Below are 12,878 nucleotides of genomic sequence, written 5' to 3'. Positions count from 1 at the left end.
GAAAACGCCTGTGGAAACTGCCTCCCAAACATTCGCGCTGCGTAATGGAAGATGTTTTGGGTATTGGCCGATATACTATGGCTAATAAAACGTTACTCATCCCCTGACTGAGATTTGACGGCGCAAGGGGACCGTAAATGTCTGAGAATTTCGTCAATACGTCGTTCGGTGCCAATCACGCTACGCTCGGAGCTGTTGCTCTGGGCAGTTTTACTGGCACAAGCGTGGCCAGCGGTGCTTCGAGCGTGACGATCAACGGCGCGATCGATAAGCCCGGCTCGCCGGTCGCGGTCGATCTCAACATCGGCGGCATCGTCGGCGCCGGCCTGCCCGGCACCTATATCGGCTTCAGCCAGCCGAACGGCGTGGTCGAGCCGGTCTATTACTTCAGCGTGACGGTGACGGGCCTGCCGACGCCGGTCGCGGTGGCGGTGAGCAACGGCAGCGTGCCGCTCGCCAACGTCGTCACGCCCGTCAACACCACCCTCACCACCACCGCGCCCGACAGCCCGACCATCGTCTGCTTCGCCTCCGGCACGCGCATCCGCACGCCGAAGGGCGAGGTGCGGGTCGAGGAGCTGAGCGTCGGCGACACGGTCCTGACCGCGTCGGGCGCGCACCGGCCGATCCGCTGGCTCGGTCGTCGCACCATCGATTGCGCGGGCCGCGCCGATCTCACTCAGGTCCTGCCGGTGCGCATCGCCCGCGACGCCTTCGGCGATGGCCGGCCTGCCCGCGACCTGCTCGTCTCGCCGGCCCACGCGATCTGCATCAATATCCTCGGCGAAGTGCTGGTCCCGGCCTGCCGCCTCATCAACGGCACCACGATCACGCAGGTCGCGGTCGAGGAGATCACCTACTGGCATATCGAACTCGACAGTCACGATATCCTGCTTGCGGAAGGCCTGCCGAGCGAGAGCTACATCGAGTGCGGCAACCGTGCCTTCTTCGACGATGCACCCGTGACCGACCTCAACGCGGCGCCCGACATGCGTCCGAGCGGCCGGGAAGCGTTCTGCCGTCCGCTGCACGAGGGCGGCCCCCTGGTGGATGCCGTGCGCGAGCGCCTGAGCGACCGGGCCGAGACCCTCGGCTGGGCCCTGGTCGAAACGCCGTTCGCCGAGTTGCGGATCGTGGCCGATGGGCAGATCGTGCAGCCGGAGAGTCAGGGCCTCAGCGCCCGCGTCCGCCTGCCCGCCGACGCCCGCGAGGTCTGGCTCGAATGCGAGACCAGCGTGCCGGCCCATCTCGGCCGCAGCGCCGACGACCGGGCGCTCGGCCTCTGCCTCGCCGCCCTGACCGCCGACGACGGCCTGAGCGTGCGCCGGACCCTGCAGGCCGACAGCGCCGAGCTGGTCGACGGCTTCCATGCGGCGGGTGAGGGGCACCGTTGGACGACGGCGCGGGCACGCGTGCCGGCCTCGCTGTGGCAGGGCTGCCGCGACGAGTTCTTCCTGCGCATCGACCTCGCCGCCCCGGCCCTGCCGCGCTGGGTCGATCATGGTCGCGCCGGCGGCAAGGCGGAGCTGCGGCTCGTCGCCTGAGGGCGGAACGACGGGCTCGGGGCAACCCGAGCCCCTTCGCGAAGACAGTGAACGCCGCCCCGGATGCCGAATCCGGGGCGGCCTCGCCGTTTGCGGGCGTCCTACCCCGCCGCCTCCCGCACCGGCGCCTCGACGGCGTCGGACAGGACCGAGAGGCGGCGTGTGGCGAAGTCGATGAAGCTGCGCACCTTGGCCGGCAACAGCCGCGAGGTCGTCACGATGTAGAGCGGCGTCGGCTGGAGCGTCCAATCCGCCATCACCTGCTCCAACGCGCCGCTGGCGAGGTCGGGCCGGACGGCGCTGAGGCTCGCGGCGAATAACCCGTGACCGGCGAGAGCGAAGGTACGCATCAGGCCCGGCGAATTGCAGCCGATCTGACCCGAGACTGCGGTGGAGGCGGCCTCCTCACCGCGGACGAACGACCAGTTCGTCGGTTGCATGGCGACGAGGACGTTGTGTTCGGAAAGATCGGGCGGGCTCATCGGCCGGCCCCAGTCCTCGAGATAGGACGGGGCGGCGAAGATGCCGTTGGCGAGTTCGGCCACCTTGCGCACGATCAGCGAGGTCTCGCGCGGCGTCTCGACCGCGAGCGCCAGATCGTAGCGCTCGTCCATCAGATCGACCGGCCCGTGGCCGAGGCCGAGCTGGATCCGGACATGCTCGTTGCCGTTGGCGAAGTCCGAGACGATGCCCGACAGGTGCTCGTTGACCCATCCGTCGGCGGGCACGGCGATCTTGAGCAGGCCGCTCGGCCCCTTCGCCTCCGCCATGATGTCGTCGTAGGCCTGCTGCGCCTCCTCCACGAGGCGCATCGCCTGGGCGAAATAGGCCTCGCCGTAGGAGGTCAGCGTCAGGCGGCGGGTGGTGCGGTCGAGCAGGCGCAGACCGATCGCCGTCTCGAACACGGTGATTCGCCGCGACAGCGAGGAGACCGGCATCCCCAGGACGAGTGCGGCTTGGCTGAAACTTCGCCGCTTGGCCACTTCGACGAACAGGGCCATGTCGCGCAAGACTTGGGGGTGGGGCATGCCTGAGCGATCCGCTCCAAATGCTGGGTGCCTCCCGTGGACTGCCTCCGCGCGTCTCGGTCCGAGAGCACAGCGTCGATCGAAAGTCCCGCAAGGCACGTTCGAAGGTCGTCACGAACAAACGAAACGCACATCCGCAGAGACTCAACGGCGGCGGAACGGCTGAGAGGCGAGAGTGCTTTTAAACATTTGTGATTTTTGGCCCGGCCGAGGCCGAACGACGCTTCGTCAACGTATGATGATTTTTGTTGTTTCAATACCACCCGCGGAAACTCCCACCACCCCGAAAACACCTTCCCTTTGTAATGATGCGTTTTTGAGAAGGTTCTTTCGGATTTCGCGCGCAATAGGCCGGCTTTTCCCTCTGCTCGCGAGGATGTGCGTAGTGAGACGGCTGGCGCGGGCCTGATCGGCGCGGCAAAGCCTTGACCAGAACAGCCGGCTCTGCCGATTGTTACTCGATAACACTTGTTGGGGATTGCCCTGAGAATGGGCAGATAATCCCCCTCAGTCCTGTGTCTCGCCCTTCGAAAATCGGCGGAGCACGTTTCGAAGAGAGTCGGTGCCTTGTACCAGAACTGCCCGCGGAGCTTGGAAATCCTGTTCGCCGCCGCCGACGCCATCTGGCGGACCGAGGCAGCGCGCCTCCTCGACCGGCGCGCCGACGATCCCGATCTGGCGCTTTGCCCCGAGGCGCAGGGGCGCCCCCACAGCCTGCTGCGGCTCGCCTACGAGGCGCGCGAGCGGGCGCTGGCGGGCTGGGAGGCCTCCCGCCGTGCCGAGGCCGCCGCTTGAAGCTTGCCGATGTTCGAGCGAATCGAAAAAGCCCCGGAGCGGTGGACCGCTCCGGGGCTTTTTCGTCACCCGTTCCTGAAGGCCGACCCCCGAGGGGGCCGGCCCGACCCGATCAGCGCGCGGCCATCTTCTTGGGCAGCTTGAACGCCCAGAAGCTGCCGCCCTGGTTGATGCCGGCGGTGGACTTGGCCACCTCGCCGCCCCAGAGCGGGACCGCGCCGCCCCAGCCGGCCGCGACGCCGATCCACTGCTCGCCGTCCTGCTCCCAGGTGATCGGCGAGGAGACCACGCCGGTGCCGACCTGGAACTTCCACACCTCTTCGCCGGTCTTGGCGTCGAAGGCCTTCAGGAAGCCCTCCGGCGTGCCGGTGAAGACGAGGTTGCCGCCGGTGGTGAGCACGCCGCCCCAGAGCGGAGCCTTGTTCTTGTAGTTCCACACCACCTTGCCGGTGGCCGGGTCGATCGCCTTCAGCGAACCGATATGATCCTCGAAGACCGGCTTGATGGTGAAGCCGGCGCCGAGATAGGCGGCGCCCTTCTTGTAGTTCACCGGCTCGTTCCAGATGTCCATGCCCCACTCGTTCGAGGGGACGTAGAACAGCTTGGTGTCGGGGCTGTAGCCGATCGGCATCCAGTTCTTGCCGCCGAGGAAGCTCGGCACCGCGAACACGGACTTGCCCTTCTTGCCGTCCTCCGACTTCGACGGGTCGCCGGGGCGGAACGCGTCGTCGTAGATCGGGCGGCCGTCCTTATCGATGCCCTTGGCCCAGTTGATCTTCTCGACGAACGGCGAGGCCGAGATGAACTTCCCGTTGGCGCGGTCGAGGACGTAGAAGAAGCCGTTGCGGTCGGCGGTGGCGCCGGCCTTGACGGTCTTGCCGTCCTTCTGGAGATCGAACGGCACGAACTCGTTCACGCCGTCGAAGTCCCAGCCGTCGTGCGGCGTGGTCTGGAAGCCCCATACGATCTCGCCGTTGTCGGGGTTGAGCGCGATGCGCGAGGCCGACCACTTGTTGTCGCCGGGGCGCAGGGCCGAGTTCCACGGGCCCGGGTTGCCGGTGCCGAAGTACAGGAGGTTGGTCTCGGCGTCGTAGGTGCCGCCGAGCCAGGTGGCGCCGCCGCCGTACTTCCACATATCGCCCGGCCAGGTCTCGTTGACCTTGCCGGTCATCGTGGAGGGCTTGCCGTTCAGCTCGCCCATATGGCCCTCGATGACGGGGCGCTTCCAGATGACCTCGCCGGTCTCGGCGTCGCGGGCCTCGACTCGGCCGACGATGCCGAACTCGCCGCCCGACACGCCGGTGATGATCTTGCCGTTCACGATCAAGGGGGCGGCGGTGTAGCTGTAGCCGGCCTTGAAGTCGTCGATGTCCTTGCGCCACACGACCTTGCCGGTCTTGGCGTCGAGCGCGACGAGCTTGGCGTCGAGCGTGCCGAAATAGACCTTGTCCTTGTAGAGCGCCGCGCCGCGGTTCACCACGTCGCAGCAGGGCAGGATGCCCTCGGGCAGGCGGGCGTTGTATTCCCACAGCTTCTCGCCGGTGCGGGAATCGACCGCGTACATGCGCGAATACGAGCCGGTGACGTAGATCACGCCGTCCTTGATCAGCGCCTGGCTCTCCTGGCCGCGCTGCTTCTCGCCGCCGAACGAGAACGAGTAGGCGGGCACGAGGCCCTGGATCGTCTCCTTGTTGATGGCCTTCAGCGGCGAGTAGCGCTGCGCCTGGAGGCCGAGGCCGTAGGTGACGACGTCGTCGGGGGTCTTGGCGTCGTTGAGGATCGCCTCGTTGCTGACGCCGGCGGACGCCTTGTCGTTCTTTGCCTCGGGCGCCGCGAGCGCAGGGTAAGCGCCCGCGAGGAGCGCCGCAGCCCCCACGGCCGCGAGGAACCGGTCACGCACCTTCATCGCACTTCCTCCTGATCTGAACGGGCGGCCGGCGGACCTTGTCTCGGTCTCTCGAACGGCTTCCCACGTTCGGCAAGCTATCCAGGCGCGGGCGGCGTGGTTATTGGCCATAAGTCCAAGATAAGGATTTTGCAGCGCAGCAAATTGTTTTCGATGTAGAAGTCCGGCTGATTTCTACAGTCGACGTCGCAAGGGCCGCACGCGAAAAAGCCTCGGACCACGCGCGAAGCGCAGCCCGAGGCCTTCCGATGACCCGAAGCCCCGCGACGGGGCGACATCATAATCTTCCGGACGGGTCGCTGTGGAAGCCGTGCTCCCCTCTCCCCGCACGCGGGGAGAGGGTCGCGCCGACCCCGTCGTCGTCGCGACAAGCGGTAGCGGGGGTGAGGGGGCGATTACGAAAGAGACTCCTTCGGAAACGCCCCCTCACCTTCGGCTGCCGCCTCGCTTCATGCCCCCGCGAGGGGGCATGAAGCCCTCTCCCCGCGTGCGGGGAGAGGGGATGCGCGTCAGCGCGGCACGCCTTTCAAAACCCCTTCGGTGCTGCGTAGGTCACCCCATACCGCGCGCAGATCGCCTTCAGCCGCCCGTCCTCCGCCATGGCGCCAAGCGCCTCGCCCACCGCGTAGCCGAGGTCGCGCGAATCGGAGCGGACTGCCCCGCCCAGTTCCCAACTCGTCTTCACGAGCCCGCCGAGCGCGATCTCGACCACGGGGAAGCGATCCGGCCCGACTTTGGCCTCGAACAGAGCCGCCTCGATCGCCGGACGCGTGCCGGCCAGGATCGCGGTCTCGCCGGACAAGAACGCCTTGGCGGCTTCGTCGAAATTCCGAAAATGTTTGAGGTTGTTCCGGTAGCGCCCGTTCTCGGCCATCAGGATCTGGAGATCGGAGGCGCTGGCGCCCTCGACCGCGATCTGTTTGTCCTCGATGTCGGGGAAGCTCGAAAACCCCTCCATCTTGTCGCGCGCCCAGGCGAAGGCGAGGCGCTGCTCGAAATAGGGGCGCACCAGAAACACCTGCTCGTTGCGGATGCCGAGCAGCTTGTCGTTCGGCACGTGCAGCATCAGGTCGGCGAGCCGCGAGCCGGCGAGATCCCCCCGCCACAGGTTGAGGCGGAAATCGCCGTCGACGTTCTCGCCCGCGTCCACGAGGCGCAGGTCGAGCTTGAGCTTCAGCGCCTCGGCGAGCGCCTGCGCCACGTCCACGTCGATGCCGACGGGCTTCCCGTCGCGCAGGTCCGAGAACGGCGCGTTCTCGGCGTAGAGCGCGACCCGCAGGGTGCCGTCCGCGCTCACCTCGTCGAGGGGACGGGCGAAGGCGGGGCAGCTTGCGAGCGCCGCGAGGCCGGCGAGCGCGCCGCGCCGGGTGAGGGAGCGCGACACGGCTACTCTTCGTGCTTGGCTTCGAGGTAGGTGCGGATCGCCCACATGGCTTCCTGCGAGAGGATGCCGTCGAAGGCCGGCATCTTGGTCACGCCGTTGATGACGGCGCCGTGCTTCATCCGCTCGACGAAGTACTCGTCGCCCTCCTTGCCGACGGGCAAGTAGCGCAGGTCCGGGGCGAGGCCGCCGGAAATCATCTGCAGGCCGTGGCAGCGGGCGCAGTTCTGGTTGTAGCCGGAATCGCCGATCGCGACCGCCTTCTCGTTGCCGCGATAGGGGTTCTCTTCCTTCCAGTCCTTGCCCAGCGATTCGAGCCCATCGGTGTTGACGGGCTGGGGCTGCACGTCGCCGTGGGCGAAGGCGCCCCCTACGAGCACGAGGCCGAGCAGCAGCCCGCCGGCCAGCCGAATCCGTGTGGTCATGTCCGTCTCGCTCCCTGGCCTGCCCCGAGAGGCGGCGCGTTGTGCGGGAGGCGGGGCAAGTCTTGGCCCGCGCTCCTCGATTATGCGCCATGGTATCGAGCGGGCCGGAGACGCCCCATTGTGCTTTGGTACGACGAAGCCGCCGCCGCGGCTGCGACCTTGGTCCAATATCGGCGCCGTAAGCCCCGCGCCTATGCTTGCCCCAAAATCCAGGGTGGAACCGTTCGGGGCAGGATGCCGACACGCGCCGATCTCATCGACGGCGGCCCGAGGGGCTTCGGCCGGCATGCGCTGCGGGCCCTGCTGACGGCCTGCGCGCTGCTGGCCGCCGCCCCGGCGCTGGCGAACCCGCCGCTCACGATCCACTACGTCGAGCGCCGGGTGGAGCGCCCGACCCCGCTCAACAACGAGCCGCCGATCCCCGCCGACGAAGGTTTGCGCGGGGCCGAACTGGGTTTGCGCGACGGCAACGCCACCGGTCGCTTCGTCGGCCTGTCCTTCGCCCTGAAATCCACGGTGGTGGAGCCCGGTGCCGACCTGCCGACAGCGCTGGCGACACTCGCGCGTGAGAGCGGCCCCCTGCGCTTCCTCGTCGTCAACGCCCCCGCCGACGACCTTCTGGCCATCGCCGACGCGCCGGAGACCCGCGAATCCGTGCTGCTCAATGTCGGCGCGCCGGACGTACGCCTGCGCGATCGCGACTGCCGCGCCCGGCTGCTGCACGTGCTGCCCTCGCGCGACATGCTCACCGACGCGCTGGCGCAGTTCCTGCTCTACAAGCGCTGGAACCGCCTGCTGCTGGTCTCCGGCCCCGGCGCGGACGACGCCCTCTACGCTGACGCTCTCCGTAAGAGTGCAAAAAAATTCGGCGCCCGGATCGTTGCCGAGACGAGCTTCGACGCCCGCGGCGCCGACCTGCGCGATTCCGCGCTGAAGGAATTCGCCGTCATCACCCGCGGCCCCGAGCACGACGTGGTGGCGGTGGCCGACGAGCGGGCCGAGTTCGGGGCCAACCTCGTCTACAACACCGCCTCGCCCCGCCCCGTGGTCGGCACGCAAGGGCTGACGCCGACCGCCTGGGGTCGCCCGGTCGAGGCCTGGGCCGCGGTGCAGCTGCAGGGCCGCTTCGCCAAGCTCGCAGGCCGCCCGATGGGCGCGGTGGACTGGGCCGGCTGGATGGCGGTGCACGCGGTGACCGAGGCCGCGACGCAGCTCAAGTCGAGCGACGGAAACGCCATCCGCGACCTCCTCCTCTCGAAGAAGTTCGAGGTCGGCGGCTTCAAGGGCCGGGCGCTCAGCTTCCGCCCCTGGAACGGGCAACTGCGCCAGCCGGTCTTCGTGCTCTGGCCCGGCGCCGTGGTCGCCGCCGCCCCGGTCGAGGGCTTCCTGCACCGGCACACCGAACTCGACACCCTCGGTCTCGACGAGCCCGAGAGCGCCTGCCGCGCCTTCGGAGGCACCCCATGATTCTTTTTCGATTTTTTGTCGGTGCGGCGCTGTTGATGCCGCTCGGCGCGCAGGCGCACGAGGTCCAGGCGCACCAAGTCTATGTCTCGAACGAGCGCGACAACACCGTCTCGGTGATCGATTCGGCGACCTGGGAGGTGACCCGCACCTTCCCCGTGGGCCGGCGCCCGCGCGGGCTCACCTTCTCGAAGGACGGTCGGCGCCTGTTCGTCTGCGCCAGCGATTCCGACGCCGTGCAGGTGATCGACCCCGACACCGGCCAGCTGCTGCACGACCTGCCCTCGGGCGAGGACCCGGAGCAGTTCTCGCTCGCGCCCGACGGCAAGACGCTCTTCATCGCCAACGAGAACAACGCCACCACCACGGTCGTCGATGCCGACACCCGCAAGGTCCTGGCGCAGATCGATGTCGGCATCGAGCCCGAGGGCATGGCGGTGAGCCCCGACGGTAAGCTCGCGGTCACGACCTCTGAGACCACCAACATGGTCCACTGGATCGACACCGAAACGCTCCAGGCGACCGACGCCACCCCCGTCGGCCAGCGCCCGCGCCACGCCGAGTTCACCCGTGACGGCAAGCGGCTCTGGGTCTCCTCCGAGATCGGCGGCACGGTCGCGGTGATCGACGTCGCGACCCGCCAAGTGGTCGAGACCATCGGGTTCGAGATCAAGGGAATCTCGGGTGACCGCATCCAGCCGGTGGGCATCGCGCTCGCGGAGGACGGGCGCAGCGCCTTCGTGGCGCTGGGGCCGTCCGACCGGGTCGCGGTGGTCGATACCGAGAGCTTCAAGGTCAAAAGCTACATCCTCGTCGGCCGGCGGGTCTGGCACGTCGCGGCTCTGCCCGGCGGCGAGCGGCTGGTGACGACGAACGGGGTGTCGGGCGACGTGACGGTGATCGATGCGGTGAGCCTCAAGGCGATCCGCAGCATCAAGGTCGGCCGCTACCCCTGGGGCGCCGCGGTGCGGCCGGTGGCGGGCGTGCGCTCGGCAGGGGCTGGGGAGTGACCCACACAGGGTGCCACCCCACCCAACCCTCCCCCCTCCGCGGGGGAGGGTGCCCGCGGAGCGGGCGGGAGAGGGGAACCACGGCTCCGCTTGGCCGCCCTCGTCGGGGATTCTCCGGAAGCCGGGTTCCCCTCTCCCGACCCCCTTCGGGGGCCACCCTCCCCCGCAGAGGGGGGAGGGATGCGCGCGCAGCTCTGCGCTTTTTCTTCGTGAGCATTTTCGCGGCGCTGCTCCTCACCCTCCCCGCGCACGCCGGCACCCTCGGCCGTGCCGGCCTGGAAAAAAACTTCCCCCCGCCCCTCGTCGTCGGCGAGCGCGACGAGCGCATCCCGGTCTGGCCGATCCTCAAACAGGAGGCTGGCTCCTACGAAATCGTCGCCTACGCGTTCGAATCGATCGATTTCGCCCGCATCCCCGGCTTCGGCGGCACCGCCCCGAACCTCCTGATCGCGCTCGCCCCCGACGGCACGTTTCGCGATGCCCGGGTGATTTCGCACCACGAACCGGTCTTCCTCGAAGGGCTGGGCTCGGAGCCGCTGTTCGCCTTCGTCGAGCAGTATGTCGGCCTCTCGGCCCGCCAGCCGATCCGGGTCGGACGGCCGAACGCGCGGGGCAGCGGGGCCTCGCCCGCCACCACCGTCGACGGCATCTCGATGGCCACCGCCTCGACCCGCGTGATCAACGAGACGATGCTCGCGGCCTCGCTGGCGGTGGCGCGGGAAAAGCTCGGCTTCGGCGCGGTCAACACCGGCCTGCGGGTCGAGGCCAAGCTCGACTATGAGCCGCTGAGCCTCGCCGAACTGGAACGGCGCGGCTGGGTGAAGCTCTGGCGCATCACACCCGCAGAAGTCGATGCCGCCTTTGCCGGCACCGGCCTGAGCGATCCCGATCCGGGCGCGCCGGACGAGCCCTTTTCGGAATTGACCGTCGCCTATCTCAACGTCCCCACCATCGGCCGCGCGCTCCTCGGCGAGGCAGCCCATGCCCGGCTGCTGCGCGAGATCGGACCCGGCGCCCATGCCGTGCTGGTGGTGAGTTCGGGCCGCTGGAGCCCGCTGCCGGACGACTTCGTGCTGGGCTCGGTGCCCGACCGTCTGACGATCCAGCAGGGCGGCCTCACGGTGAACGCCCGCGACGCGGCCTGGGAGCGGCGCGACCTCGCCCCCGATCTCCCCGCCGGCCCCTGGACCCTCCTGAAGATCGGCGATGCCGCAGGCTTCGACCCCTCCGCCCCCTGGTCGCTCTCGGTGAAGGTGACGCGCGAACGCGGCCAGATCTTCCCGGAAAAGGTCGCCCGCGAGATCGCGACCGAATACCGCCTGCCGCCCGATCTGTTCACCCGCGAGGTGCCGGACGATGGTCCGAGCTGGACCGATTCCTGGCGCGCCCGCGGATGGGAGCTCGGGATCATCGCGGCGAGCCTCGCCCTCCTCGTGCCGGTGCTTGCCCGGCAGGACGCGCTGGTGGCGAAGGGACGCCCGTTCTCACTGTTCCGCCTCGGCTTCCTCGCCTTCACGCTGGGCTTCATCGGCTGGTACGCCCAGGCGCAGCTCTCGATCGTCACCCTCGTCGGCGCGGTCCGCGCGCTGGTCCACACCGGTGATTTCGGCTTCCTGCTCTACGATCCGCCCTCGCTCGTGCTCTGGGGCTTCGTGCTGGTGACGCTGGTGGTCTGGGGCCGGGGCACCTTCTGCGGCTGGCTCTGCCCGTTCGGTGCGTTGCAGGAGTTTTGCGCGTTCCTCGCCAAGCCCCTGCGCATCCGCCAAGTCACCGTGCCGCCTCGCCTCGACCGGGCGTTGCGGCAGGTGAAGTATCTCGTCCTCGCTGCGATCCTGCTCGCCGCGGCGCTCGGCTCGCCGCTCGCCGACACGTTCTCGGAAGTCGAGCCGTTCAAGACGGCGATCACCCTTTACTTCGTCCGCTCGTGGCCGTTCGTACTCTACGCGGTGGGGCTCCTCGTCCTCAACCTCTTCGTCTACAAGGGGTTTTGTCGGTATCTCTGCCCGCTCGGGGCCAGCCTCGCGCTGGCCGGGCGCCTGCGGCTGCTCGACTGGATTCCCCGGCGCGCGGAATGCGGCTCGCCGTGCCAGCTCTGCAAGGTGCGCTGCAGATACGGCGCCATCGAGCCGTCCGGCCGGATCGATTATCCCGAGTGCTTCCAGTGCATGGATTGCGTCACGATCATCCGCGATCCGGCCCAATGCGTGCCGCAGGTGATCGCGGCCAAGCGCGGCAAGCGCCTCGCCCCGCAGCCCGTGGCCGCCGAATGAACCTGCCCCTTCGCCCCGCGCCCGAGCGGCGCCGCGCGCTACTCGGCGGCCTCGGCGCGCTGGCGGCGCTCGCGACCGGACCCGCGGCGTTCCGGGCGCTGGCCGAGAGCCGCGGACGCCGGACCGCGACGCGGGCCGGGCTCGCCTTCGGCACCACGGTGTCGCTCACCCTGGTGGCGGAGCGCGAAGCCGCGTTCGAGCCCGCCTTCCGCGACGCCTTCGCGGCGATCCACGCGGTCGAGGCGGCGGGCAGCCTCTACCGGTCCGACAGCGCCCTGTCGCGGCTCAACCGCGACGGCCGGCTCGACGCCCCCGACCCGCTGCTCCTGACGATGCTGCACTTTGCCCTGACGCTGGCCGAGCGCAGCGGCGGCGCCTTCGATCCCACGGTCCAGCCGCTCTGGACGCTTTGGTCCGAAAGCGCCGCGAAGGGCGAGCGGCCGGGGCCGCAGGCGCGCGCCGAGGCCGTGACGCGGATCGGCTGGCACCACGTCGCGGCCGACGAATCCGCCATCCGCTTCACGCAAGCCCGCATGGGCCTCACTCTCAACGGCCTGATCCAGGGCTTCGCCGCCGACCGGGTGATGGCGGCGCTCGCTGCCCACGGCATCGCGGACGCCTTCGTCGATACCGGCGAGTTCGCGGCCACGGGAGCGCACGCCGACGGCACGCCCTGGCGGCTCGGTCTCGGCGCGCACGGCGACGCGCCCTCCGACATCATCGCCCCGTTCGCGGGCTTCGCCGCCACCTCCGGCGACGATGCCACCGTGTTCTCGCCCGACCGGCGCGACCACCACATCTTCGATCCGGCCACCGGCCTCTCGCCGACCGCGCTGTCGCGGGTCACCGTGACGGCGCCGAGCGGGCTCTTGGCCGACGGCCTCTCCACCGCGGCCTTCGTGATGGGCGAGGCGGCGGGCGCGGCGCTGGTGCGGCTCTATGAAGGGTGTGGCGCCCGCTTCACAGCCAAGCTCTGATGGTGACGCACACCGCACATTCTCGCGACCGTGGCGATGACGCGCGCGCGATTGATGTAGGATAGTCTCCGTATCCCG

10 protein-coding genes are annotated in these 12,878 nt (G+C 69.0%); 6 read left to right on the top strand and 4 right to left on the bottom strand.

Going from position 1 to position 12,878, the window contains the following annotated elements:
- The first annotated feature begins 245 nt into the window (after positions 1 to 245).
- Positions 246 to 1,544: a Hint domain-containing protein gene (locus tag AAHG03_RS07240; RefSeq protein ID WP_342149832.1), complete on the top strand. Its 1,299-nt coding sequence runs from the start codon at positions 246 to 248 to the stop codon at positions 1,542 to 1,544.
- Between the two features lie 101 nt (positions 1,545 to 1,645).
- Here AAHG03_RS07240 and AAHG03_RS07235 read toward each other — a convergent pair whose 3' ends face one another.
- Positions 1,646 to 2,572, bottom strand: a complete 927-nt coding sequence (locus AAHG03_RS07235) for a LysR family transcriptional regulator (protein ID WP_342149831.1) — start codon at positions 2,570 to 2,572, stop codon at positions 1,646 to 1,648.
- A gap of 567 nt (positions 2,573 to 3,139) precedes the next feature.
- Here AAHG03_RS07235 and AAHG03_RS07230 point away from each other — a divergent pair.
- Entirely contained in the window at positions 3,140 to 3,367 is a 228-nt protein-coding gene (locus AAHG03_RS07230; protein WP_342149829.1) for a hypothetical protein, read from the top strand.
- A 112-nt stretch (positions 3,368 to 3,479) separates the two neighbouring features.
- Here AAHG03_RS07230 and AAHG03_RS07225 read toward each other — a convergent pair whose 3' ends face one another.
- The 3 genes from AAHG03_RS07225 to pedF all read right to left on the bottom strand — a co-directional run bounded on the left by AAHG03_RS07225 (position 3,480) and on the right by pedF (position 7,079).
- Positions 3,480 to 5,273, bottom strand: coding sequence for a PQQ-dependent methanol/ethanol family dehydrogenase (locus tag AAHG03_RS07225; protein WP_342149828.1), 1,794 nt, complete (start codon positions 5,271 to 5,273; stop codon positions 3,480 to 3,482).
- A 526-nt stretch (positions 5,274 to 5,799) separates the two neighbouring features.
- Positions 5,800 to 6,657 carry a substrate-binding periplasmic protein gene (locus tag AAHG03_RS07220; RefSeq protein ID WP_342149826.1) on the bottom strand — a complete coding sequence of 286 codons (858 nt, stop codon included), beginning with the start codon at positions 6,655 to 6,657 and terminating at the stop codon, positions 5,800 to 5,802.
- A 2-nt stretch (positions 6,658 to 6,659) separates the two neighbouring features.
- The gene (gene pedF / locus AAHG03_RS07215; protein WP_342149825.1) at positions 6,660 to 7,079 is read right to left on the bottom strand and encodes a cytochrome c-550 PedF; all 420 of its coding nucleotides are present in this window, start codon (positions 7,077 to 7,079) and stop codon (positions 6,660 to 6,662) included.
- Positions 7,080 to 7,313: 234 nt separating this feature from the next.
- On the opposite strand from pedF, the gene AAHG03_RS07210 reads away from it, so the two are divergent.
- The 4 genes from AAHG03_RS07210 to AAHG03_RS07195 all read left to right on the top strand — a co-directional run bounded on the left by AAHG03_RS07210 (position 7,314) and on the right by AAHG03_RS07195 (position 12,800).
- Positions 7,314 to 8,546 (top strand): ABC transporter substrate-binding protein, encoded by a 1,233-nt coding sequence (locus AAHG03_RS07210; RefSeq protein ID WP_342149824.1) that lies wholly within the window; start codon positions 7,314 to 7,316, stop codon positions 8,544 to 8,546.
- Positions 8,543 to 9,553 (top strand): YVTN family beta-propeller repeat protein, encoded by a 1,011-nt coding sequence (locus AAHG03_RS07205; protein WP_412759723.1) that lies wholly within the window; start codon positions 8,543 to 8,545, stop codon positions 9,551 to 9,553. Before AAHG03_RS07210 ends, AAHG03_RS07205 begins: the two co-directional genes overlap by 4 nt.
- A 209-nt stretch (positions 9,554 to 9,762) precedes the next feature.
- Positions 9,763 to 11,823 (top strand): 4Fe-4S binding protein, encoded by a 2,061-nt coding sequence (locus AAHG03_RS07200; RefSeq protein ID WP_342149823.1) that lies wholly within the window; start codon positions 9,763 to 9,765, stop codon positions 11,821 to 11,823.
- The gene (locus tag AAHG03_RS07195) at positions 11,820 to 12,800 is read left to right on the top strand and encodes an FAD:protein FMN transferase (protein WP_342149821.1); all 981 of its coding nucleotides are present in this window, start codon (positions 11,820 to 11,822) and stop codon (positions 12,798 to 12,800) included. The genes AAHG03_RS07200 and AAHG03_RS07195 overlap by 4 nt, the downstream gene beginning before the upstream one ends.
- Positions 12,801 to 12,878 lie beyond the last annotated feature (78 nt).

This window comes from Methylorubrum subtropicum, assembly GCF_038442325.1.
GTDB lineage: Bacteria > Pseudomonadota > Alphaproteobacteria > Rhizobiales > Beijerinckiaceae > Methylobacterium > Methylobacterium subtropicum.
The sequence above is the reverse complement of the archived record's forward strand: the minus strand, read 5'-3'. Positions and strand labels throughout refer to the sequence as shown.

Coding starts and splice junctions, on each gene's coding strand:
- AAHG03_RS07210 (WP_342149824.1), top strand. CDS start 7,314: ATGCCGACACGCGCCGATCTCATCGACGGCGGCCCGAGGGGCTTCGGC.
- AAHG03_RS07205 (WP_412759723.1), top strand. CDS start 8,543: ATGATTCTTTTTCGATTTTTTGTCGGTGCGGCGCTGTTGATGCCGCTC.
- AAHG03_RS07225 (WP_342149828.1), bottom strand. CDS start 5,273: ATGAAGGTGCGTGACCGGTTCCTCGCGGCCGTGGGGGCTGCGGCGCTC.
- AAHG03_RS07235 (WP_342149831.1), bottom strand. CDS start 2,572: ATGCCCCACCCCCAAGTCTTGCGCGACATGGCCCTGTTCGTCGAAGTG.
- pedF (WP_342149825.1), bottom strand. CDS start 7,079: ATGACCACACGGATTCGGCTGGCCGGCGGGCTGCTGCTCGGCCTCGTG.
- AAHG03_RS07195 (WP_342149821.1), top strand. CDS start 11,820: ATGAACCTGCCCCTTCGCCCCGCGCCCGAGCGGCGCCGCGCGCTACTC.